Source organism: Roseibium marinum (genome assembly GCF_002906165.1).
Taxonomy (GTDB): domain Bacteria; phylum Pseudomonadota; class Alphaproteobacteria; order Rhizobiales; family Stappiaceae; genus Roseibium; species Roseibium marinum.
Map to the genome: position 1 here is coordinate 176,447 of NZ_PPCN01000010.1, position 21,073 is coordinate 197,519.

General features: G+C 59.0%; 23 protein-coding genes. 12 read left to right on the top strand and 11 right to left on the bottom strand.

All coding sequences use genetic code 11. The features are described from left to right. Positions 1 to 224: 224 nt before the first annotated feature. Both CLV41_RS27615 and dusA read left to right on the top strand, forming a co-directional pair. Positions 225 to 419, top strand: coding sequence for a hypothetical protein (locus CLV41_RS27615; protein WP_146048616.1), 195 nt, complete (start codon positions 225 to 227; stop codon positions 417 to 419). Between the two features lie 243 nt (positions 420 to 662). After that, positions 663 to 1,661 (top strand): tRNA dihydrouridine(20/20a) synthase DusA, encoded by a 999-nt coding sequence (dusA, locus tag CLV41_RS20495; RefSeq protein ID WP_103224291.1) that lies wholly within the window; start codon positions 663 to 665, stop codon positions 1,659 to 1,661. A gap of 25 nt (positions 1,662 to 1,686) precedes the next feature. Here the strand turns inward: dusA and CLV41_RS20500 are convergent, their stop codons facing one another. The 4 genes from CLV41_RS20500 to CLV41_RS20515 form a co-directional block, all read right to left on the bottom strand. Next, complete coding sequence (locus CLV41_RS20500) at positions 1,687 to 2,400, bottom strand: retropepsin-like aspartic protease family protein (RefSeq protein ID WP_103224292.1); 714 nt, start codon at positions 2,398 to 2,400, stop codon at positions 1,687 to 1,689. Then, the gene (locus CLV41_RS20505; protein WP_103224293.1) at positions 2,397 to 2,579 is read right to left on the bottom strand and encodes a DUF1289 domain-containing protein; all 183 of its coding nucleotides are present in this window, start codon (positions 2,577 to 2,579) and stop codon (positions 2,397 to 2,399) included. Before CLV41_RS20505 ends, CLV41_RS20500 begins: the two co-directional genes overlap by 4 nt. A gap of 71 nt (positions 2,580 to 2,650) precedes the next feature. Beyond that, entirely contained in the window at positions 2,651 to 3,838 is a 1,188-nt protein-coding gene (locus CLV41_RS20510) for an alpha/beta hydrolase (RefSeq protein ID WP_103224294.1), read from the bottom strand. Between the two features lie 34 nt (positions 3,839 to 3,872). After that, positions 3,873 to 4,745 carry an adenosylcobinamide-GDP ribazoletransferase gene (locus CLV41_RS20515; protein ID WP_103224295.1) on the bottom strand — a complete coding sequence of 291 codons (873 nt, stop codon included), beginning with the start codon at positions 4,743 to 4,745 and terminating at the stop codon, positions 3,873 to 3,875. 132 nt (positions 4,746 to 4,877) lie between these two features. On the opposite strand from CLV41_RS20515, the gene cobT reads away from it, so the two are divergent. Next, positions 4,878 to 5,903: a nicotinate-nucleotide--dimethylbenzimidazole phosphoribosyltransferase gene (cobT, locus tag CLV41_RS20520; protein WP_103224296.1), complete on the top strand. Its 1,026-nt coding sequence runs from the start codon at positions 4,878 to 4,880 to the stop codon at positions 5,901 to 5,903. Between the two features lie 20 nt (positions 5,904 to 5,923). On the opposite strand, the gene CLV41_RS20525 is transcribed toward cobT, so the two are convergent. Then, on the bottom strand, positions 5,924 to 7,480 hold the full coding sequence (locus tag CLV41_RS20525; RefSeq protein WP_103224297.1) for a sensor histidine kinase: 1,557 nt from the start codon (positions 7,478 to 7,480) through the stop codon (positions 5,924 to 5,926). Positions 7,481 to 7,611: 131 nt separating this feature from the next. On the opposite strand from CLV41_RS20525, the gene CLV41_RS20530 reads away from it, so the two are divergent. The 4 genes from CLV41_RS20530 (at position 7,612) to CLV41_RS20545 (ending at position 10,013) form a co-directional block, all read left to right on the top strand. Next, positions 7,612 to 8,250, top strand: coding sequence for a uracil-DNA glycosylase family protein (locus CLV41_RS20530; protein WP_103224298.1), 639 nt, complete (start codon positions 7,612 to 7,614; stop codon positions 8,248 to 8,250). A 170-nt stretch (positions 8,251 to 8,420) separates the two neighbouring features. Then, entirely contained in the window at positions 8,421 to 8,909 is a 489-nt protein-coding gene (locus CLV41_RS20535; RefSeq protein WP_103224299.1) for an Lrp/AsnC family transcriptional regulator, read from the top strand. Between the two features lie 157 nt (positions 8,910 to 9,066). Next, a complete protein-coding gene (locus CLV41_RS20540; RefSeq protein ID WP_103224300.1) occupies positions 9,067 to 9,471 on the top strand; it encodes a hypothetical protein in 405 nt (134 codons plus the stop codon). Between the two features lie 2 nt (positions 9,472 to 9,473). Beyond that, on the top strand, positions 9,474 to 10,013 hold the full coding sequence (locus tag CLV41_RS20545) for a hypothetical protein (RefSeq protein ID WP_103224301.1): 540 nt from the start codon (positions 9,474 to 9,476) through the stop codon (positions 10,011 to 10,013). Between the two features lie 73 nt (positions 10,014 to 10,086). Here the strand turns inward: CLV41_RS20545 and CLV41_RS20550 are convergent, their stop codons facing one another. Then, positions 10,087 to 10,737 carry a TetR/AcrR family transcriptional regulator gene (locus tag CLV41_RS20550; RefSeq protein ID WP_103224386.1) on the bottom strand — a complete coding sequence of 217 codons (651 nt, stop codon included), beginning with the start codon at positions 10,735 to 10,737 and terminating at the stop codon, positions 10,087 to 10,089. A 170-nt stretch (positions 10,738 to 10,907) separates the two neighbouring features. Between CLV41_RS20550 and CLV41_RS20555 the strand changes: the two genes are divergently transcribed. From CLV41_RS20555 to CLV41_RS20570, 4 genes are all read left to right on the top strand, one after another. Further along, the gene (locus CLV41_RS20555) at positions 10,908 to 12,944 is read left to right on the top strand and encodes an NADH:flavin oxidoreductase (RefSeq protein ID WP_103224302.1); all 2,037 of its coding nucleotides are present in this window, start codon (positions 10,908 to 10,910) and stop codon (positions 12,942 to 12,944) included. A gap of 145 nt (positions 12,945 to 13,089) precedes the next feature. Then, entirely contained in the window at positions 13,090 to 14,325 is a 1,236-nt protein-coding gene (locus tag CLV41_RS20560; RefSeq protein ID WP_103224303.1) for an aromatic ring-hydroxylating oxygenase subunit alpha, read from the top strand. Between the two features lie 4 nt (positions 14,326 to 14,329). Further along, a complete protein-coding gene (locus CLV41_RS20565; RefSeq protein WP_103224304.1) occupies positions 14,330 to 15,403 on the top strand; it encodes a hybrid-cluster NAD(P)-dependent oxidoreductase in 1,074 nt (357 codons plus the stop codon). Positions 15,404 to 15,537: 134 nt separating this feature from the next. Continuing rightward, entirely contained in the window at positions 15,538 to 16,038 is a 501-nt protein-coding gene (locus tag CLV41_RS20570) for a DUF302 domain-containing protein (RefSeq protein WP_103224305.1), read from the top strand. Between the two features lie 31 nt (positions 16,039 to 16,069). Here CLV41_RS20570 and CLV41_RS20575 read toward each other — a convergent pair whose 3' ends face one another. Further along, positions 16,070 to 16,951 carry an NAD(P)-dependent oxidoreductase gene (locus CLV41_RS20575; protein WP_103224306.1) on the bottom strand — a complete coding sequence of 294 codons (882 nt, stop codon included), beginning with the start codon at positions 16,949 to 16,951 and terminating at the stop codon, positions 16,070 to 16,072. 116 nt (positions 16,952 to 17,067) lie between these two features. Further along, on the bottom strand, positions 17,068 to 17,235 hold the full coding sequence (locus tag CLV41_RS27850; protein WP_170107268.1) for a hypothetical protein: 168 nt from the start codon (positions 17,233 to 17,235) through the stop codon (positions 17,068 to 17,070). Between the two features lie 99 nt (positions 17,236 to 17,334). Between CLV41_RS27850 and CLV41_RS20580 the strand changes: the two genes are divergently transcribed. After that, positions 17,335 to 18,225, top strand: a complete 891-nt coding sequence (locus CLV41_RS20580; protein ID WP_103224307.1) for a LysR family transcriptional regulator — start codon at positions 17,335 to 17,337, stop codon at positions 18,223 to 18,225. A gap of 7 nt (positions 18,226 to 18,232) precedes the next feature. On the opposite strand, the gene CLV41_RS20585 is transcribed toward CLV41_RS20580, so the two are convergent. The 3 genes from CLV41_RS20585 to CLV41_RS20595 are packed head-to-tail and all read right to left on the bottom strand — an operon-like array spanning position 18,233 to position 21,071. Next, entirely contained in the window at positions 18,233 to 19,399 is a 1,167-nt protein-coding gene (locus CLV41_RS20585) for a trans-sulfuration enzyme family protein (protein WP_103224308.1), read from the bottom strand. 50 nt (positions 19,400 to 19,449) lie between these two features. Further along, positions 19,450 to 20,361 (bottom strand): ABC transporter permease, encoded by a 912-nt coding sequence (locus CLV41_RS20590; RefSeq protein WP_103224309.1) that lies wholly within the window; start codon positions 20,359 to 20,361, stop codon positions 19,450 to 19,452. Beyond that, positions 20,358 to 21,071 carry an ABC transporter permease gene (locus CLV41_RS20595; RefSeq protein WP_103224310.1) on the bottom strand — a complete coding sequence of 238 codons (714 nt, stop codon included), beginning with the start codon at positions 21,069 to 21,071 and terminating at the stop codon, positions 20,358 to 20,360. Before CLV41_RS20595 ends, CLV41_RS20590 begins: the two co-directional genes overlap by 4 nt. Between the last annotated feature and the right edge of the window lie 2 nt (positions 21,072 to 21,073).

Here is a 21,073-nt window from a genome sequence, read left to right on the forward strand (position 1 = left end):
GGCCTTCGGTTTCGTCTCAACGGTCAAACCCGTGTTGAAGGACGGGACCGGGACAAACTCGGGTTTCCTCTGTCTTTGTTTGGTGTCTTGTCCGCCGCGACGGCTTTTACCTTTTGCCATGTCTGTTTCCTAAAATGTTTGAAGCCGCGACATTGTCGCCGAATGTCGATGTTCGCCGAAGGTCATGGCCGATAGGTACTGCTTTCGGCACGTGCGGCGGGCCCATGGACAGCCCTGATGAAGTGTTTCAAAGAATTTGCGATGCGGAGCTGATTGACATCAGTCACAGGCAAATTCTTTCAGATAGATGCTCGACAATCGGGTTTTGCGGCGGTTTTGAAATGAACAGCGCCCTGGTCTTCAGCGTCTTGCGCCACATCGCCAGGAGCAAAGCCAGCAAGACCAATCCCGCTGTTTGACGGCTTCGCGTCGATCGGCCGGCAACGCGGCGGCACCAGAGGTCGATAACGCCGGCCGGATATGCGAAACCTTCCGGCATTCTGATGTGGGTAAAGTGGGAGACCCATGCCCTGTCCGGCATTTCCGGTGTCAAGTGGCATTGGCAGTTACACTTTGAAAAATGAAATGAAATGAGTCACATATCACTAAAGCAGGCGGTATCAGTCGATCTAATCGCTATGTGGTTTAGGAAAACTATATAAATGATTGAAAAATATGGAATATTTTCCATAGCTCCCATGATGGATTGGACGGACCGGCATTGCCGTGCGTTTCACCGGCATCTGACCCGTCATGCGCTGCTGTATACGGAGATGGTGACGACGGGAGCGGTGATCCATGGTGACCGGGAGCATCTGCTTGGGTTTTCGGATCTTGAGCATCCGCTCGCCTGTCAGCTCGGCGGATCGGATCCGGCGGAGATGGCGGAGGCGGCGCGGATTGTCGCCGACTTTGGCTACGATGAGGTAAATATAAATGTCGGCTGTCCCTCCGACCGGGTCCAGTCCGGCCGTTTCGGGGCCTGCCTGATGCATGAACCGGAGCTGGTGGCGGCCTGTGTCGCGGCGATGAAGACGGCGGTGGATATTGCGGTCACGGTCAAATGCCGCATCGGGGTTGACGACCAGGACCCGGAAGAGGCGTTGGACCGGATGGCCGATGCCGTCTTTGACGCCGGAGCCGATGCGCTTTGGGTGCATGCGAGAAAAGCCTGGCTGCAGGGGTTGAGCCCGAAGCAGAACCGCGATGTCCCGCCGCTCGATTACGAGCGCGTTTTGCGGCTGAAGGCGCGGTTCCCGGACCGGTTCATCGGCCTCAATGGCGGCCTGCAGAGCCTCGATCAGGCGGCGCCCTTTCTGGAGACCGTCGACGGCCTGATGTTCGGCCGGGCGGCCTATCACACGCCGCGGATCCTGGGTGAGGTCGACCGGAGGCTTTATGACAGCAATTTGCCGGATGTTTCGCCCCTCGATGCCGTGCGGGCGCATATGGCCTATATGGAAGACCAGCTTGGCCGGGGCGTGAAGCTCTCCCATATGACGCGGCATATGCTGGGGTTGTTCCATTGCCGCCCGGGAGCGCGCTCCTGGCGGCGGATCCTTACCGTCGAGGCGATCCGGCCCGGCGCCGGGCTGGAAGTCGTCGAAAAGGCGCTGGCCGCGATGAATCCGGCGGAACTCGGCGCCGAGGCGGCGGAATAACCGCGCTTGCCACGAAACACCTGCCTCAGGGCGTGATGATCAGCTTGTCGCCCTCGATCCGCCAGCTTTGCAGCCGGTCGAGCGCGCTCATGCCCAAAAGACTGCCGTCCAGCGTGCCCTGACGAGCGACGAAGCCGCGAATATCGCGTAAGCTGTGATTGCCTATGGTGATCGCGTCGATCTTCACCGGCGCGACAAGCGTGCGGCCGTTCGCTGTGGAAACCGGCACGGTGAAGGACAGATCCTCGGCCCTGTATCCGGCGCGGCGCGCGTCCTCGAATGTCAGCACGACGGCGCTTGCCCCCGTGTCGAGCAGGAACTGCGTTCCAGCGCCATTTGTGCGCCCGTCCACGACGAAATGACCGGTCGCGTCGCGCACGATCAGGATCGAGCCGTCCGGCTGCGAAACCGCCATTCCCGGCGCCAGTGCGCCCAGGACGCGGTAGCCGGCCTGCACCAGATCGGCGCGGTAGGTGTAGCCGACGACCAGAACGAGACCGAGGCCTCCCCAGAAAACCGTGCCATGAATGATTTCGCGCACTTTCGGCTGTCCGAAAAGGAAACTTGCCAGGAACACGAAGGCAAGGGCGGACAAGGCCACGATCCGGGGACCGCTGCTGTCGAAGTTGACGTTTTCCGGATCTGTCGGATCGCCGAAAAAGGCATAAAAGGCCATGGCGGCCATGAGGATCACCAGCACTACGGCGACCAGGCCGCGGAATTGCCGAGGTTGTCTCATCGGCGGGCGCCCGCCCGGATGCCGGCGTCGCGGCGCCTGTCCAGATCCGCCATGATTTCAAGGCGTTTGTGTTCGCTGAAACCCGCCCAGCCGGCGATCTCGTCAAGCGTGCGATGACAGCCTGTGCATAGGCCGTTTTCCCGGTCGATCTGGCAGATGTTTATACAAGGTGACTGCATCAAGCGGATATGGCGGCTGATTGTGGCTTTGCCAAGACAGAAGATGGCTCAAACTTGCGGAAAAAGCGATGTCACAGACTGCCGCCCGTGGCGAGTACGACCGGTGCGGCGATGATCCGGATCGGCAGGGTGAGTGCCGTTTGCGCGGTGTTTCCGACGAAACTGCCCAGATCACCGCCGAAGGTGCGGGTCCCGTCGATACTGGATTCGCTCGTCAGGCTGCCGTTGGCGAAGGCGCGCTGAAGTTCGGGCGCGAACTCGGCCAGGATCGCGAATTTGGAATGATGGGCCGAATCCTCCGCCTCAAGGTCGGTGACATTGATGACGATGGCGCCCAGTTTCGCCAGTTCTTCATCGTCGGAGAAGGCCCCGAGGCGGTCTACGCCGCCGGAGAGCGCGCGCGACAGACGCAGCGCCCGGTCGTCAGTGGAAACGATGACGACATACGGCTTGTCGACTTTGCCGAGCCTGCGCAGGTGCGACTTGAACAGGTCGATATCGATATCCGGCGCCGCCAGAACCACGTAGTGGATCTTTTTCTGGATCTTGTGCCGCAGGGACGGCGGCATCTGGCGGATGGTTTCCATCAACAGGTAGTTGCCCATGGAATGAGCGAGAATGCTGACCTCGTCGGCGTCGCTCTCTGCCAGCTCGATCAGGGTCTGTTCCAGCGCGTCGCGGGCAATGGCGGCGCTGTTCAGGTCGTAAAGATAATCCTTGAGTTTTCCGCGAGAGGCCCAGGTGAACAGCACCGGCACGGCGCCGTTATCCGCGTCGTGCACGAATTGCGTGAGGCGATAAAGGCTCTCGGCGAACAGCGTGTTGTAGCCGTGGATGAACAGGAAGACTTCTTTCTTGCCTCGGGGCCGCGTCGCGAGTTCCTGATTGAGCCGGGATTTGAAGGCCTGAGCGGACGGCAGATACGCCGCACTTCGGGCGACGAAATCGGTTTCTGGATTGCCCGGAAGGCTGGCCGGCCATTCGATGACGCCGGGCTTATGGGCCGGCGGGACGGAGATCCGGGCTTCGGCGTAGCTGACCCCGACTGAGCGCTCGCCACTGAAATAGGTGTCCGGCCGCTCGTCCCGCGCCCGTGTGGCGACGATGAGAAGGTCATGGGCTTTGGCGCCGTCGGCAGGGGCGCTGTTGAGCGCCAGCGCACCGATTTCCGGCCGGCCCGAGCAGGCGCCGAGCAGCGCGACGGATGCCGTCAGCACGATCAGGACGCGCATCACTGGAAGCCGGAAAATCGATACCATGGGCAAGTTTCGCCTCGAAACGGGATCCGGTGTCTTACGGAACCATCAGCACTCCCAGCAGGAAACCCAGCCCGCCGAGTTGTTGCATGGCACCGAGAACATCCCCGGTGACGCCGCCGATCTTGGCGCGCGCCAGACGACCGGTAGCATAGGTGGCACCGGCTGCAAACAGACAAGCGAGAGAAAATGCCGTTAAGGAAAGTAACAGCGTTGCCGGGATCAGCAGCGGGATCGTCACCAGGGCGGCCTGATGGACCGTTTTTTCCTCAGGCTTGCCGAACCTTGCCGCCAGTCCTTGCGGGCGCGCCAGCGGCAGGAGATGCCATTGCCAGACAAGCAGCGTTCGGCTGAGCGCTTCACCGGACAGAAACAGGAGCGCCGCATCGGCGGGGCCGAACCGCTGCCAGAGTGCCGTCAGCAGCGCGACACGCAGCACGGCGGAAAGCACCAGTGCCAGCGCTCCGAACGCGCCAATGCGGCTGTCCTTCATGATCTCCAGGCGCTTTTCGTGGGTCGCTCCGCCGAAAAACCCGTCTGCGACATCGCTCAGCCCGTCTTCATGCAGCGCGCCGGTGATGATCGCCAGCAGTGCCGCAACAATGGCAGCCACGGCAAGGCCGGGCAGATGCGTATATCCAAGCAGCATGCCGCATCCGGCCGCGGGAAGCGCGATGACGAAACCGGCAAGCGGCGCGGCCCGCGCGATCCGGGCAAAATCGGGCGCGGCACCCGGATCGTCGAGCGCGTTGATCTTCGGCACGGGCAGGCGGGAGAAGAATCGCACGCAGGCGGCGGTGTCCGCGGCGAAATCCGGCAGGTCTTTCAGCCGGCCCCTGACTTGATCCCAAGTTTTGTCCGCGCCGGATTTGGCCTCACTATCAGGCGTTTGGTCGGTTTCACGGTTCATCGGGCCGGTCCTGAGCTTGAGTTTTCGCCAAGCCTCATTATAGATCAGCGGCTAAGCGAGACCAATGACCGGCAGTACGCCGGTCCATACAGGCTCTAACACTTTAAGATCCAGACCGGGAACCTGAAATCCATGTCTCTTTCCGACACCGCGCTTCCCTTCGAAGATATCCGCAACCTCGTCAAGTCGATGCCGGGTCCGGATGACGAGGCGGTGGGGAAAGTGAAGGCGCGCGACGCACAGCTGACCAAACCTGCCGGTTCGCTGGGACGTCTTGAGGACATCGCCGAGTGGCTGGCGGCCTGGTCCGGCAACGCGCCGCCGAAGATCTCCCGGCCGATGGTCGCGATTTTCGCAACCGCTCACGGCGTTGCGGAGGAAGGCGTTTCGGCTTTTCCAAGTTCAGTCAATCGTCAGATGGTGGAGAACTTCGCCGCGGGCGGCGCGGCCATCAACCAGATCTGCCGCACCTACGATGTGGGGTTGAAGGTCTTCGACCTTGCCGTCGACATGCCGACCCCCAGCATCACGCGCGAAGATGCCATGGACGAGGCCAATTGCGCCGCGACCATGGCCTACGGCATGGAAGCCCTCGCTGGTGGCATCGACCTGATCTGCCTGGGGGAAATGGGTATCGGCAACACGACCGTTGCCGCAGCCGTCCTCAACGGCCTGTTCGGCGGCAGGCCCGAAGACTGGATCGGCCGAGGAACCGGCGTGGACGATGAAGGCCTGGCCCGCAAGCGGGACGCGGTTCAAGAGGCTGTTGCCCGTTTGAACGGCGAGAAGGACCCTCTGGAGATCCTGCGCAGGACCGGAGGGCGGGAAATCGCCGCGATGGCTGGTCTCATCATTGCCGCGCGTTTGCAGCGCGTGCCGGTGATTGTCGATGGATTTGTAACGACCGCCGCGGCGGCGGTGGTCTATGCGATGGACCCGGCCGGATTGGACCACTGCCTGTTTGCCCATGTCTCGGCGGAACAGGCCCATGCGAAAGCCCTGGATCATATGGGCAAGCACGCCCTGTTCGATTTCGGAATGCGCCTTGGGGAGGGAACCGGGGCAGCTCTCGCGGCGGGCATTGCCAGGGCGGCCGCCGAAATGCATTCCGGCATGGCGACTTTCGCCGACGCGGGCGTCTCCGTAAAAGCGGACTGACTAGAAACGGGCGGAGACCGTCAGGCGGAGCGGGATTTCCGGTCGCTCTGGCCCGGTTTCTGATCGTCCGGATCGACCCAGTCGACATCCGGCGCATAGTTCATCACCCGGGCGCGGGGCAGCGAGACGATCACCTCCGTGCCCACGTCGGGCTTGGACTTCAGGTTGAAATCGCCGTCATGCATGGCAATGAGAGCCTGGACGATGGAGAGCCCGAGGCCGGTTCCGGGCTCGGCGCTCTTGATTGCATGTGATCCCTGGCCGAAAGCCTCCAGCACGGTCGGGATCTCGTCCTCCGGAATACCGGGACCGGTATCCTTTATGGAGACAAATTGACCTCCGTCGGACGTCAAGCCGACCTTGATGCGCACCTTGCCGCCGACAGGCGTGAATTTCACCGCATTCGACATGAGGTTCAGCACCACCTGGCGCAGGGCGCGTTCGTCGGCCCAGACCTTTGGCAGGTCCGGCTCATGGATATGATGCAGCACAATGGATTTCGCCTCGGCGCGCACCTTCATCATGCTTCCGCATTCCTCGACGATATCATCGAGGAACAAGGGTTCCTCATGCAGTTCGTGCCGTCCGGCCTCGATCCGCGACAGATCGAGAATTTCATTGATCAGGTTGAGAAGGTGCTGACCGGAACCGTGAATGTCCTCCGCGTAGGAGCGGTAATTCTTGTTGTGCATCGCGCCGAGCACTTCATCCTTCATGATCTCGGAAAAGCCGAGAATGGCGTTCAGCGGCGTGCGCAACTCGTGGCTCATGGTCGCTAGAAAGCGGGACTTGGCGATATTGGCGGCTTCCGCGCGCCGCCGGGCTTCGTCCGACATCGCGTTCGCGGTTTCCAGCTCGGCAATCAGATGATCCTTCTCGGCCCGGTACTCCAGCATGGTGTTGGCGTTCTTCAGAAGCTGGTTGCCGAGAATGAAGAAAAACCCCTGGGCGCCGATCGCCATCGCCGCGAGCGTGTAATGGATCGGATCCACCTGCTTCAGAAAACTGACCGTGACCACAAGCGTCATCGGTATGGTGCTCGCCAGAAGGCATTTCGGCAAGGTGGCCGACTGCATCGTGTTCATCGCGACGACGATCAGCAGCGTCGCGAAATGAAAGATGACAAAACCTTCGCCGGATTCGGCGGTCTGGGGCAGCAGAAAGAAGGAGGCCCAGCTGCAACCGTAGATGAAATCGCCCATTGTGAAGCGTTTGCGCCAGTAGACCCGCGCTTTCTGGTCCGAGGGCGCTTTTTCGTAGGCATGACTGGCAACCACCATCACGATGTGGGTGCCCAGCGTCATGGCGAACCATGCGCCGATGAAAACCGGGTCGATCCACAGCACGGAAATGGCCGCGACGATCAGCGCCAGCAGGGGAACCGCATAGGCAGCATTGATCCGCGTGTCGGCGAAAAGATGCTGGCGTTCAAGGTCGAAGGTGGTGTGGCGGTATTCGGGAGCGCCGAGGCGGCTGCGCACGTTTTTCATGCCGCGCGCCATTTCCCGGCGCCGCATGGCTCGCTGCTCGTTGATGGCGAATTTTTCTTCGCCGCTCTCTGACGAAAGAGATTCCATTAGCCGCCCGGAAGTATCGATTTCATTATTGTGTTACTGCGTGTTTAGTCACTCTGACTCACCATTCCTTAAGATCGTCCTCAGGATCGTGGTAAGCGAAAGGTTAACCGGTCGGTTCAAGGTGTAAATTGTTGTCTGAGAAGAAGAATTCGGAAGATCTGGAAAATCTGGTCAGGCAGGTGCGTGCCTGCCGGGCCTGCATTGAAAATCCACGGAAGACGCCGCTTCCCCATGCTCCCCGGCCTGTCCTGCAAGTGTCTTCCACGGCCAGGATCTGCATATGCGGGCAGGCGCCCGGAACACGAGTACATCGCAGCGGCCAACCCTTTACCGACCCTTCGGGCGACCGTCTCCGGGACTGGCTGGGGATCGGTGAGGACGTCTTTTATGATCCGGCGCGTATCGCCATCGTCCCGATGGGATTTTGCTTTCCGGGGCTGGATGCGAAAGGCGGCGATCTGCCGCCAAGGTCCGAATGCCGGAACATCTGGCACGACAGGCTGTTTGCCGCCATGCCGCGCATCGAACTCGTCCTGACGATCGGCCAATACGCACAGGCTTACCATCTGGGGGCGGGGAGGCGGAAAACGCTCACGGAAACCGTTACCCACTGGCGCGATTATTTCGAGGCGGAACGGGAGGCCGGTCAGCCGGCGGTGCTGCCGCTTCCCCATCCATCCTGGCGCAACAATTCCTGGCTGAAAAAGCATCCCTGGTTCGAAACCGAATTGCTTCCGGTCCTGAGAGCGGAAGTCGCGCGCCTGATTTGAATTTGATCTGCGCGCCAGTTGCTCCTGTTTCGAATAAAATTCTCAATTCGCCGCGAATTGACAAGCCTGTTGAAACTCCGTTACGTGTTTTTCTCCAAATGGGAAATCATTTCCCAAGCTCCTGGCCGGAGCAAGTTGCCAATTGTGCTGCCGAACTCTGGATATAGCTCATGATCGACCGCATCGACCGCCGCATTCTGTCCATCCTGCAGGAGGACTGCACCGTTCCTGTCGCCGAGATCGGCCGGCGGGTCGGCCTGTCGACGACGCCATGCTGGCGCCGCATCCAGAAGATGGAGGAGGAGGGCGTGATCACCGGCCGGGTCGCTTTGCTCGATCCCGCGAAGATCAATGCCAAGGTGACGGCGTTCGTTGCGATCACCACGAACCAGCATTCCGAGGACTGGCTGAAAAAATTCGCCGACGTGATCCGGGAATTTCCCGAGGTGATGGAATTCTATCGCATGGCAGGTCAGGTCGACTATCTGCTGCGTGTCGCCGTGCCGGACATCGAAGCCTACGATACCTTCTACAAGAAGCTGATCGCGAAGATCGACATTTCCGACGTCTCCACGACCTTCGCCATGGAGCAGATCAAGAACACCACCGCACTGCCGCTCGCCTATGTGGCGACGGAAAAACCGAAGGCGGATACGTGAAGTCAGGGAGATAAATCGAGTCGTTGTCAAACCCCGGATTTCGGGGCCCGGTTTTGAGAACCGGAGTTTTCTGCCGATACTGCTATTCATCTCATGGGTGAGATTTTCACCCGGCACAGCTCATGATACACTGATCGTCCTCATGGGGGCAAAACAAATGAACTATCAAGTGTTCGCATTCTTGATTGTTTTTCCGGTCAGTATGGTTGTCCAACAGGTGACAATATCACCAGCACAGTCCCAGGAGACTTCGCCTGGCACGTCCGATACGTCTCCCGATGGTCAGAACAACGCATTAGACAAAAAGCCTGAAGCAAAATTCAAATTATTGACCAAAGAGCAATCCTCTGAAATTCTGATCCAGAAAGCTCAAGAGAAATTTGAGGAATGTATAGAAAAGCATAAGAAAAACGGGACTTTGAATTTATTCACGTCAAATCTTTGTAAGCCTGTTGTCGAACTTCAGCCGGCTGACAATTATACCGCTCAAGAATCGCCTTGGAATGATTTTAGAATATTCAGGAATTTTGAATTGTTACTTGAAAGAGAAGGCAGGGTCTGATCGTGGCAACTATTTTGCTTTGGCCTGTGGTGTGTCTGGGCATAGCGTTTTTGGTCTGGATTCTGGTTTTCTTTTTCCTTGAGAAAAAGATGCGTTCCAAGGTCCTCGTCGTGCTTCTCGGATTGACTTCACTTGGCGCCACAGTCGGAACGCTCGGCGGCTTGAGCCGTGAGGCGGCAGTAGGCGAGATAATGGCTGCGTCTCTCGGTTTGCTTTCCGGACTGGTGGTCTGGATTTTCGCCGCAGATATGAGCAAGGGAACCAATGCCGGTACGATTGTATCGGTCTGCGTCCTGGCCTTTTCGCTGTCGCTGTTTGTGGCGTATTTCGAAGCTTCCAACCGACGCGCCGCACCGGAGAGGTACCTGTTCTGGAGATCGCACTGCGTTGAAATATATAGCAATCACAATGTTATCGAGAATGCTCTGACGTTCAATATTGCATCTGAAGCCTTTGGAGAAATTTGCGCGAATATTTTTAAATATGATCGCTCGCTATTGATCCTGAACGAGAGCGCTCCACCCGCGCCAGCCCAGCCTTAAGTCTTTTGTATGTGTTCGTATGAACGCGGCAAGGGCCGACGTTGCGGATTAGGTCAATCTGTCGCGAATATCCCTATCCGGCCGCTTCCGGCAGCGGATGCCGGGAGAGAAACCGCGCGAATTCCGCCTCGGTTGCCTGCCGGCCGGTGAAGATCTCCGCATAATAGGGCATCCGCTTCAAACGCGGCTCGAGCGGTTCGTCGGGACCGTCCTTCTTCATTGAAATATAGCCGATCTGTGTCTGGTAGACTGTATTGGCCCGGATGTTCGCGTAACCCGGTTCATAGCCGAAGCGCTCGAACATGGCCTGCAAGGCCTCCAGCCGGACCCGGTCGGCTTCCTCCAGCATTCCGGCAAGGTTCCCGTCCGTGTGGGCCCAGTTACGCACCGCGAATTCAAGGCGTGAATCGAACATGTCCGGCAGGAGCCAGAGGTCGAAGACATTCAGAACCGCCTCGGTGATGGTCTCCGCATAATCCTCGGTGCGCCTGACGAGATTGCCGGTGTTCCGCGCCTGCCAATAGGTGATCAGGGCATTCAGCAGGTCGTTGCGGTCGGAAAAATGGCCATAGAAACTGGTGCGCGACAGTCCGAGCCGCTCTGCCAGCGGCATCACCTTGACGGCATCTATGCCGTTTTCCAGAAGCGCTTCGTAAGCCGCCCTGATCCAGATCTCTCGCGTACCGCGCCATCCGGATGTCTTGTCGATCAAAGCTTCTTTCATGCCCTCGTTTTTACCAAGCCCTCCGAACGCCCGCAAATGAAATTGACACCTATGTTTTCAAAAACGACATGAATGTCGTTTTTGTGTCTTTTCACGAGCCCGGCAGACAACCTACTCTTGTAGACAAGCCGGCCCGGGGAATGTGAGAGGCCACGCCCAGAGGAAAACGCATGTCGAAAGATCCATTGCTGCAGCCCTACAGGCTGAAATCCCTGACGCTGAAAAACAGGATCATGATCACCTCTCACGAACCGGCGTATCCGGAAGACGGTATGCCCAAGGACCGCTACCGCGCCTATCACGAGACCCGGGCGAAGGCGGGTGTCGCCCTGACGATGACGGCCGGATCCGCTGCCATATCCAGAGACTCGCCACCTGTCTTCAACAATATTCTTGCCTATAAGGACGAAGTCGTTCCCTGGATCACGAGGATGACGGATGCCTGCCATGAGCATGGCTGCGCTGTGATGATCCAGCTCACGCATCTGGGCCGGCGCACCGGTTGGAACAAGGGAGACTGGTTGCCGTCGGTCTCTCCCAGCCACAAACGGGAGCCGTCGCACAGGGCATTTCCGAAAAAACTGGAAGACTGGGACATCAGCCGGATTGTTCAAGACTATGCGGACGCCGCCGAACGGATGAAGGCGGGTGGCATGGACGGTATCGAACTGGAGGCCTACGGCCATCTGATGGACCAGTTCTGGTCTCCTCTGACCAACACCCTGGAGGGGCCCTATAACGGGTCCCTGGAAAACCGGATGCGGTTTTCGCTGGAGGTGATCGACGCCATTCGCAAGCGTGTGGGGAAAGACTTCATTCTCGGCATTCGGTTCACCGCCGATGAGCAACTGGACGGCGGGATCACGCCGGAGGACGGGCTGGAAATCGCCCGCCGCCTCAAGGCCACCGGCCAGATCGATTTCCTCAATGTCATCCGCGGCCATATCGATACCGATCCGGGCCTGACGGATGTCATTCCGGTGCAGGGTATGCGCAACGCGCCGCATCTGGATTTTGCCGGGCGGATTCGCAAGGAGATCGGCCTGCCGACCTTCCATGCCGCGAAGATCCCGGATGTCGCGACCGCGCGTCACGCCATCGCCGAAGGCCTTCTGGATATGGTCGGCATGACCCGCGCCCACATCGCGGACCCGTTGATCGTCAGGAAGATCACGGAAAAGCGGGAAGGGGACATCCGTCCCTGCGTCGGGGCGACCTATTGTCTCGACCGGATCTATCAGGGAGGCGAGGCGCTTTGCATTCACAATGCGGCAACTGGCCGCGAACTGACGATGCCTCATGAAATCGAGCCGTCAAAAATCAGCAAACGGGTTGTCGTTGTCGGCGCCGGGCCGGCGGGCATGGAGGCCGCGCGCGTGGCCGCCGAGCGCGGTCATCAGGTCACGGTTCTGGAAGCCGCGCCGGATGCCGGCGGACAGATCCGCCTGACGGCCCAGTCGGCACGCCGCCGCGAGATGATATCGATCATCGACTGGCGCATGGAACAATGCCTTTCGCGCGGTGTCAGCTTCCGTTTCAATGTCTTCGCGGAGGCGGCGGACGTCCTTTTGGAAAATCCGGATGTTGTCATCGTCGCCACGGGCGGACTGCCGCATACCGAAGTGCTTTCGCAAGGCAATGACCTGGTGGTTTCCTCCTGGGACATTATCGCCGGAGATGTGAGACCCGGAAACCGGGTGCTGGTCTATGACGATGCCGGCGATCACCCTGCGCTGCAGGCCGCCGAACTCATTGCGGCCACCGGTGCTCATGTCGAGGTCATGACGCCGGACCGGTCCTTTGCGCCTGAAATCATGGCCATGAACCTTGTGCCCTATATGCGCGCGCTGCAGGAAAGGGATGTCCGTTTCACGGTCACTTACCGCCTGAAGGCGGTCCGGCGCTCGGGCAACCTCCTCACCGCTGTGATCGGCACCGATTATTCGGCCCATACGGAAGAACGGGACTTCGACCAGATCGTCGTCAATCACGGCACAGTACCGATGGACGGCCTCTATTTCGATCTGAAGCCGCGCTCGAAAAATCTCGGGTCCGTTGATCAGGCCGCGCTGATTATCGGCAGGCAGCAGCCGCTGGAGGCCAATCCGGACGGGGCGTTCGCGCTTTTCCGCATCGGTGACGCGGTCTCGGCGCGCAATACCCATGCGGCGGTCTATGATGCCCTGCGGCTGGTCAAGGACATCTAGAAATGCTGCGTTGCACGAAAATATTCGAGGCCGCGTCCAAACTGCATAAGCCGATGCCGTTTTTGGCTATGGTCCTGGCGGAGGGAGAGCCTAACTTCCGGTCTTGAATTGAGCCGCAAGAGTCGGCTGGATAGGATGTGTCCCCATGCTAAGCGATGCAGATGTTCTCTCCCTCCTGATGGGCCGCCGGCCAGGGTATTCCCTGCCGCAGGCCTTTTATACCGACGGGGATATCTTTCAGTCGGATATGAAAAACATCTGGCACAGCGAATGGATCTTCGCCGCGCCCTCGGCGGAGCTTCCCAAATCCGGGAACTACATCACGCTGCAGATAGGCGCCTATTCGGTCATCATCGTCCGGGGGGCGGACGGCGCCATCCGCGCATTCCACAATTCCTGCCGTCACCGCGGCAGCCGCATCTGCTCCGCCACCAAGGGCTCCGCGCCGAAGCTTGTCTGCCCCTACCACCAGTGGACATACGAGCTTGACGGCAAGCTGCTCTTCGCGCGCGAGATGGGGCCGGATTTCAAGCCGGATGAGCACGGACTGAAACCTGTCCACTGTACGAACCTGTCCGGCATGGTCTTTATCTGTCTTGCCGATGTCGCGCCCGATACCGCCGAACTGCAGACACAGGCCGCCCGGTATTTCGGCCCGCATGACCTGGCCGGACTGAAGGTTGCCCATAGCTCGACCATCATCGAGAAAGCCAACTGGAAGCTGGTGATGGAGAACAACCGGGAATGTTATCATTGCTCCGGTTCCCATCCGTCCCTGTGCCGCACCTTCCCCGATGACCCGTACCTGGTTGGTGGTGACGACGCGGCGACATCCAATGTCGGCAAGGCGCATGTGGAGCGCTGCGAAAAAGCCGGTCTGCCGGCGAAATTCATGATTTCTCCGTCCGAACAATGGCGGTTCGTGCGCATTCCGTTCCTCGGCAATGCGGTCAGCTACACGATGGACGGCACGGCCGCGGTCTCAAGGCGTGTCGGCTCCGTTCCGTTCGACAATGCCGGGTCCTGCCTGTTCTTCCACTTTCCCAATACCTGGAACCACTTCCTGTCCGACCAGGTTCTGACATTCCGCATGCTGCCCGTCGGACCGATGGAGACCGAAGTCACCACCACCTGGCTGGTGCACAAGGATGCCGAAGAGGGTGTCGATTACGATCTGGAGCGCCTGACCGAGGTCTGGATACACACAAACGACGAGGACCGGCGGATCGTTGAGGAAAACCAGATCGGTATCAATTCACCCGCCTATGAACCCGGTCCCTATTCCGCGACCCAGGAAAGCGGCGTCATTCAGTTCATCGACTGGTATGCGCGCGCGCTTGAAAAGAGACTGATCCGCCGCTTCCGCGTGGCGGCGGAGTAGAGACATGATCCCGATGCCCGGGCGCGAAACGCCTGTCTGGACCGATAGCGAAATCCTGGAATGCGTCAGCGTGCTGCCGGAAGCGCCCGATGTGAGGACCTTCACCTTTCGACCGCCCTCCGGCGCAACCTTCCTCTACAAGGCCGGCCAGTTCATTACCCTGGACTTGCCGGTTCCCGGCGGCAATGTGCAGCGGACCTATACGCTCTCCTCTTCACCGGTATCGAATGCCTATATCTCCGTGACCGTTAAGGCCCAGCAGGGAAGTATCGGCACCAGGTGGATGCTGGACCATCTGGTGCCCGGAATGCGGGTCCGGGCTTTCGGACCGGCGGGGCTGTTCCATCTGCCCGTCAATCCGGACGGCAAATACCTTTTTGTCTCGGCGGGGTCCGGCGTCACGCCGATGATGTCCATGGCAACGACCCTGTTTGAACGTGGTGAAGACCCCGATATCTGCTTCATTCAATGCGCCAACCGCCCGGCCGATCTCATCTTCCGCAAGAAGCTGGAATACATGGCGAGCCGTGTGAGCGGGCTTCAATTGCATTTCGTCGTGAGCAAGAGCGATCCTTACGAGGTCTGGACCGGGTATCGCGGCCGTTTCAACCAGTTGATGCTTGGTCTCATGTGCGCCGACTATCTGGAACGGGAGGTCTATTGCTGCGGTCCGGACGGGTTCATGGATGCCGTGCGCGAGATCCTGAACGCGCTGGGCTACGACATGGACCGCTATCATCAGGAAAGCTTCCAGGCTCCTGCGGAAACCAACGCGGAATTGACCGAATTCGACGACGTCGTGCCGCAGGAGGACGTCCAGGCGCAGATTGTTTTCGCAGGCTCGAAAGTCTCGGCATGGTGCTCGCAGACAGATACGGTTCTGGCGGTTGCCAAGGGTGCGGGCCTCAACATTCCCTCCGGCTGCACCTTCGGCGTTTGCGGAACCTGCCGGATCAAGAAGCTGTCCGGCGACGTGCATATGGTTCATTCCGGTGGCATCAGCGAGGACGATGTCGAAGCCGGCTACATCCTCGCCTGCTGCTCCAATCCGATCGGCACGGTCGAGGTGGAGGTTTAGCTCTGCCTGACTTTTACCTGCGCGGCGATCCGCGAAAACGCGGTCAATTGTGAAATATGCAAGAAATGCGATATGTCAATTGCTCCCGGCTGCAGGAAGCGTATCCTTGAGGCAGCATCAAGGGAGGACATCGCATGCTGGAAAAATTCGGGAAGATCGTTCAGACACTTTTCCTGGGAGCCGCTTTGATGACCGGCGTAACATCGGTCTCAACAGCCCAAAGCATTCCTGAAGGGGTGACCGCGTATGAAATCGAAGGTGCCTTCGACGATATTCGCTTTGACTTGGAAAACGCCATCGTCAACCGCGGTCTCGTAATCGACTACGTCTCGCATATCGGCGATATGCTCGCCCGGACGGGGGAGGATGTCGGCGGCAATAAGCAGATTTTCTCCAATGCCCAGGCGATGCTGTTCTGCTCGGCCAACCTGTCGAGAAAGGCAATGGAAGCGGACGCGGCGAATATCGCCTATTGTCCTTACACCCTGTTTGTCTATGAAACGCCGGACGCTGCCGGCAAGGTCACGGTTGGTTTCCGCCAGCTTTCCGCCTCCGGCTCTAAGGAGTCCAGGGCCGCCATTGCCGATGTCAATGCGCTGCTCGATGAGATCGCCAGGGAAGCTTCCGGGCAGTAAAGAGCAGCGATGGGCAAGGCGGCCGGCAGGATTATTTCTTGTCGGCATTCTCCAGCCGGGCAATCAGGCTGGAGGTGTCCCAGCGCTTGCCGCCCATCGCCTGAACCTCGGCATAGAACTGATCGACCAGTGCCGTGACCGGCAGGCGGGCGCCGGTATCATTTGCTGTCTTCAGGCAGATGCCGAGATCCTTGCGCATCCAGTCGACGGCAAAGCCGTAGTCGAACTTGCCCTCGTTCATCGTTTCCCAGCGGTTTTCCATTTGCCAGGACTGTGCCGCGCCACCACGGATCGCCGAAATGACGCGCTCGACATCCAGATCCGCCTTTTTGGCGAAGTGAATGGCTTCGGAAAGTCCTTGAAGAACACCCGCGATGCAGATCTGGTTGACCATCTTGGTCAACTGTCCCGCGCCGCTTTCCCCCATCAGCCCGACGAATTTGGCAAAGCATTCTATAACCGGCTTCGCCTTGTCGAAAGTGTCCTGGTCACCGCCGCACATGACGGTCAACGCACCGTTTTCGGCACCTGCCTGTCCACCGGAAACCGGGGCATCGACAAATCCGCAACCCTTGTCCCTGGCAGCCGCATAGAGCTCGCGGGCGACTTCGGCTGACGCCGTGGTGTTATCGACGAATACCGCGCCTTGCTTCAGGCCGTGAAATGCACCGTCCGCACCGGTGGTGACGGTGCGCAGGTCGTCGTCATTGCCGACGCAGGAGAAAACGAAGTCGCAACCTTCCGCGGCATCCTTCGGTGTTTCGGCAAAGCCGCCGCCAAATTGCTTCGCCCATTTTTCCGCCTTGGCTGTGGTGCGGTTATAGACCGTAACGTCATGGCCTCCTTTGGCTTTCAGGTGGCCTGCCATCGGAAAACCCATGACTCCCAAACCGATGAATGCAACCTTTGCCATCAAGACGCTCCCTTTTCAAAAGAAGGCCCGGTGAACACCGGGCCGTTGAATAAGTTGTTCGTCTTGGTTTTAGGACATTCGGTGCGGTCTGTCAGCCGGTGAGGCGTAGGTCCGGATCAGTCTCTCAGGGCCAGAAGCCGGACGAAACGGCGCAGCCAGCCGACAAGGGATCCGTTTCCATTGCCTGATACGGCTTCAAGGCGTCGCTGAGTGACCGGGTCGGGACGGGTGCTTGCGGAAAAGCGGGTTGCTTCCTGAAAGCTTCGTGCGTAAATATCCAACATGGCCTTACATTCCTTTCTGGTGTGCTTGACAAGAATGTGGCTGTATCCTGTCTTTGAATCCAGTCAGGAAGATTTCCGAAATGTAAGGTGAGATTACAGATGGATTGGCGTTCCCTGCCTTCGCTCAACAGTTTGAAGACCTTTGCAGCCGTCGCGGAGACCAGAAATCTCTCCGCCGCGGGGCGCGAGCTGAATGTGACGCATGCGGCCGTCAGTCAGCAGGTGAAGAGCCTCGAAAACTTTCTCGGGCTGCAGCTTGTCATGAGGGAAGGGCGCGGGATCGCGCTGTCTCCGGAAGGCGAACAGCTCTTTGAAGGACTGAGCCGTGGCTTCGAGGCGATCGTGGAAACGGTTGAAGAATTGCTGCGAGAGGACATCTCACGCCCGCTCAACATCACAGTGACGCCGTCCTTCGCCATCAGCTGGCTGATGCCGCGCATCAACGATTTCCGCCTCAAGCATCCGGATATCGAACTCATGCTCAACCCGACTGCGGAGGTGGTCGAATTGAAACCTGGCGGCGTCGATCTGGCGGTCCGCTTCGGCAAGGGAGACTGGCCCGGCCTTGAGTCGGAGCTCTTCATCTGCACGAATTTCGCCGTAGTCGGCGCAAGTTGCCTGATAGGAGACAAACGCATTGAGAAGCCGGAAGACATCCTCGAGTTTCCGTGGCTTTCCGAATATGGCACAAACGAACTGACGATGTGGATGGAACGTCAGGGGGTGGTTCCGTGCTGCAAGCTCAATATCACCCATATGCCGGGTTACATGGTGCTCGAAGGGGTCCGCAGGGGCGAAGGCATTTCAGCGACCGCTAAAATGTTTCTCGAAGCCGATATTGCCACCGGAAATCTGAAGGTCTTGTTCGAAGAGGGCGTTTATCCGGGAACCGGCTATCATCTGGTGACACGGCACGGTGTCAAACGCCCGCCCCTGAAGGCCTTCATGAGCTGGTTGCGAACCTTGCGACCGGATCTGACGGACTGCTGACAGGCCTTCAGATCACCGACAGCGCCTGATCGAGATCGGCGATCAGATCGTCGATATGCTCGATGCCGACGGAAATCCGCAGCAGGTTTTCAGGAATGCCGGAGCCTTCTCCCTCGATCGTGAAGCGGTGTTCGACAAGGCTTTCGGTTCCGCCGAGCGAGGTTGCCCTCTGGAACAGGTCGAGCGCGCCCGCGACCTTCAGGGCTTCTCCCTTGCCACCGTTGATCTGCGCCGATAGCAGCGATCCGAAACCGCCGGTCATCATGGATTTGGCAAGTTCGTGCTGCGGATGGCTGGCAAGTCCGGGGTAGAGGACTGTCTCGACTTTCGGGTGCCCGTCCAGAAACGCCGCCAGCTTGCGGGCGTTGTCATTCATGCGCTCGACGCGCAGCGACAAGGTTCTGAGGCCACGCAACAGGAGCCAGGTCTCGAAGGACCCGAGCACGGCACCCGCCAGCTTGCGTTCTTCGCGGACGAATGCCCAGGCCTCGCTGTCCGCATCGGCGGTGGTCACGACCCCGCCGAGAAGATCGGAATGGCCGTTGAGGGCCTTGGTGGCCGAATGCATCACCAGATCCGCGCCAAGGTTCAGCGGCTTCAGGATCAACGGCGTCGCGGCGGTGGCATCGACACACAAAACCGCGCCCATTTCTTTGCAGCGGGCGGCTATGCTCCGGATATCGGCGACTTTCAAAAACGGATTGCTTGGCACTTCCAGCCAGACAAGATCCGGCTTTGTCACCGAAATTTCCTCCAGGAAGATCTCAAGCTCACTGGCCTCGGTTTCGACAAGGGCAACGTTGCTGCGCGCGCAGAGCTTGCGCAGGAAAAGCGTGGTGCCCCAGTAAATTCCGGACTGGGCAAGCAGCGTACCGCCGGGTCTGACCGTGCGGGCAATGGCGGCGATTGCCGCCATGCCGGAAGCGAACAGGCGGCTTTCGGCGCCGCCCTCTAGCGCCGCGATCAGGCCTTCGGTCTTGACGAAAAGGTCGTTGTCGTCGCGGCTGTAGAGGTGGCCGGGATTGCGAAGTTCATAAGATTCGTCCCGCACGAAGGTCGTCGCCGTCTGGATTGGGGGCACAACCGCGCCGGTTGCCAGATCGAAACCGCCGCCGCCATGGGCGAGCAGACTGTCGACATGAAGATCAGGAGCGGACGGGGATGTCTTGGACATGATGGATGATCCGGTTGAAAGGCGCGAGGAAGGCGGAAAACGGCGATGGATTACCGTTTCAGATGACGGGTGAGACGTAACTCGATCCGGTCCCAGATCCGGCGGAGAACCTCCACCATCATGAGGTAGACCACTGCAGCCCAGATATAAGCCTGGAAATCGTAGGAGCGCGAATAGGCCCGTCTCGTTTCACCCATAAGGTCGAAGATGGTGACGATGGAGGCAATCGCGGAACCCTTGATCATCAGGATGATCTCATTGCCATAGGGGCGAAGCGCGACCATCAGCGCTTGAGGAAGGATAACCTTGAAAAACGTTACCGGTCTTGAAAGGCCGAGCGCGGCAGCGCCTTCCCATTGGCCCCTCGATATGTTCTGAACCGCGCCGCGAAGGATTTCCGCCTGATAGGCGGATGTGTTCAGCGCGAATGCGAATAAAATGCAGTAGAACGCATCGCGGAAGAACCACCATAGCCCGAGGGATTGCAGCTCCGGCCGGAACGAACCGAAGCCATAATAGATGAGAAAGGTTTGGGCCAGCAGGGGCGTGCCGCGAAAAAAATAGACATATGCATATGCGGGTACTGAAAGGAGTTTCCATTTGGAAGCACGGGCCATTGCCAGTGGGAGGGAAAGAGCCGCGCCAATCAGCAAGGACAGGCTGACTATCTGCAGCGTAACAAGAAAACCGCTGATGTATTGTTTGACGTAGCGGCCCATGAAACTGTCGAATTCATGGGTTTCCAGGCGCCGCAACGCATATTCGCTCCAACTGCCACTGAGATACGGCAACAGAAATTCCAAGATAGGCTTTTCGAGGTTTCCGAGCAGGTAGATTATCAGATAACCGAATGCGATCGCCCAGAGCGCCACGAGGACATGACCGGCAATTCTGGCGGTTGACCAAGGGCGTTTTGCCAACGGAGGCGGCTTCAGGAGGGCTTGCTGATCGTGAGTCGTCATTTGAGCAACTCTCCCCGCTTCGACCAGTGTTCGATCCTGGTCAGTCCCGCAGAAGAAATCATGGCCAGGATCAGGTAGAGCAGGCAGGCAATGCCGAAAAACAGAAAGGGCTCTTTTGTATTTCCCGCTGCCACTCCGGACATTCGGAGAAGATCGTCGAGGCCAATGACCGAAACGAGAGCTGTTTCTTTCAACAGGATCAGCCAAAGATTTCCGAGGGCGGGCAGGGCAAGCCGTATCAACTGCGGAAAGATGATAAACGCCATGGTCTTCTTGCGCGTAAGTCCGAGTGCGAAGCCGCCTTCATATTGCCCGAGCGGTATGCCGCGAAATGCCGACAGAAAGGCTTCGGAGGCGTAAGAAGAAAACACCAGCGACAAGGCCACCATTCCCGCGACGAAGGAATTCACCTCGACATAGGTGTCGTTTCCTAGGAGCTTCAGACCTTCGCGGATCGCGGTCTGGACACCGTAGTAGACTAGAAACAGGGTCAGAAGTTCCGGCAATCCGCGAAAGATCGTGGTGTAGATATTCGCCGATAATTTGAGGCTCGGTTCCTGGGAATTTTTCGCAAGCGCGACCAGAAAGCCGAGCAACAGGCCGAAGGGCAGAGAAGCCAGGGCCAGGGAAACCGTGATGAGCAGGCCGCGTGCGATTTCATCGCCCCAGCCTTGTCCTCCAAAGGACAGCAGCGTCAGAGCTTCATCCATAA

Coding starts and splice junctions, on each gene's coding strand:
- CLV41_RS27615 (WP_146048616.1), top strand. CDS start 225: ATGGACAGCCCTGATGAAGTGTTTCAAAGAATTTGCGATGCGGAGCTG.
- dusA (WP_103224291.1), top strand. CDS start 663: ATGATTGAAAAATATGGAATATTTTCCATAGCTCCCATGATGGATTGG.
- CLV41_RS20500 (WP_103224292.1), bottom strand. CDS start 2,400: ATGAGACAACCTCGGCAATTCCGCGGCCTGGTCGCCGTAGTGCTGGTG.
- CLV41_RS20505 (WP_103224293.1), bottom strand. CDS start 2,579: ATGCAGTCACCTTGTATAAACATCTGCCAGATCGACCGGGAAAACGGC.
- CLV41_RS20510 (WP_103224294.1), bottom strand. CDS start 3,838: ATGGTATCGATTTTCCGGCTTCCAGTGATGCGCGTCCTGATCGTGCTG.
- CLV41_RS20515 (WP_103224295.1), bottom strand. CDS start 4,745: ATGAACCGTGAAACCGACCAAACGCCTGATAGTGAGGCCAAATCCGGC.
- cobT (WP_103224296.1), top strand. CDS start 4,878: ATGTCTCTTTCCGACACCGCGCTTCCCTTCGAAGATATCCGCAACCTC.
- CLV41_RS20525 (WP_103224297.1), bottom strand. CDS start 7,480: ATGGAATCTCTTTCGTCAGAGAGCGGCGAAGAAAAATTCGCCATCAAC.
- CLV41_RS20535 (WP_103224299.1), top strand. CDS start 8,421: ATGATCGACCGCATCGACCGCCGCATTCTGTCCATCCTGCAGGAGGAC.
- CLV41_RS20540 (WP_103224300.1), top strand. CDS start 9,067: ATGAACTATCAAGTGTTCGCATTCTTGATTGTTTTTCCGGTCAGTATG.
- CLV41_RS20550 (WP_103224386.1), bottom strand. CDS start 10,737: ATGAAAGAAGCTTTGATCGACAAGACATCCGGATGGCGCGGTACGCGA.
- CLV41_RS20555 (WP_103224302.1), top strand. CDS start 10,908: ATGTCGAAAGATCCATTGCTGCAGCCCTACAGGCTGAAATCCCTGACG.
- CLV41_RS20560 (WP_103224303.1), top strand. CDS start 13,090: ATGCTAAGCGATGCAGATGTTCTCTCCCTCCTGATGGGCCGCCGGCCA.
- CLV41_RS20565 (WP_103224304.1), top strand. CDS start 14,330: ATGATCCCGATGCCCGGGCGCGAAACGCCTGTCTGGACCGATAGCGAA.
- CLV41_RS20570 (WP_103224305.1), top strand. CDS start 15,538: ATGCTGGAAAAATTCGGGAAGATCGTTCAGACACTTTTCCTGGGAGCC.
- CLV41_RS20575 (WP_103224306.1), bottom strand. CDS start 16,951: ATGGCAAAGGTTGCATTCATCGGTTTGGGAGTCATGGGTTTTCCGATG.
- CLV41_RS27850 (WP_170107268.1), bottom strand. CDS start 17,235: ATGTTGGATATTTACGCACGAAGCTTTCAGGAAGCAACCCGCTTTTCC.
- CLV41_RS20580 (WP_103224307.1), top strand. CDS start 17,335: ATGGATTGGCGTTCCCTGCCTTCGCTCAACAGTTTGAAGACCTTTGCA.
- CLV41_RS20585 (WP_103224308.1), bottom strand. CDS start 19,399: ATGTCCAAGACATCCCCGTCCGCTCCTGATCTTCATGTCGACAGTCTG.
- CLV41_RS20590 (WP_103224309.1), bottom strand. CDS start 20,361: ATGACGACTCACGATCAGCAAGCCCTCCTGAAGCCGCCTCCGTTGGCA.
- CLV41_RS20595 (WP_103224310.1), bottom strand. CDS start 21,071: ATGGATGAAGCTCTGACGCTGCTGTCCTTTGGAGGACAAGGCTGGGGC.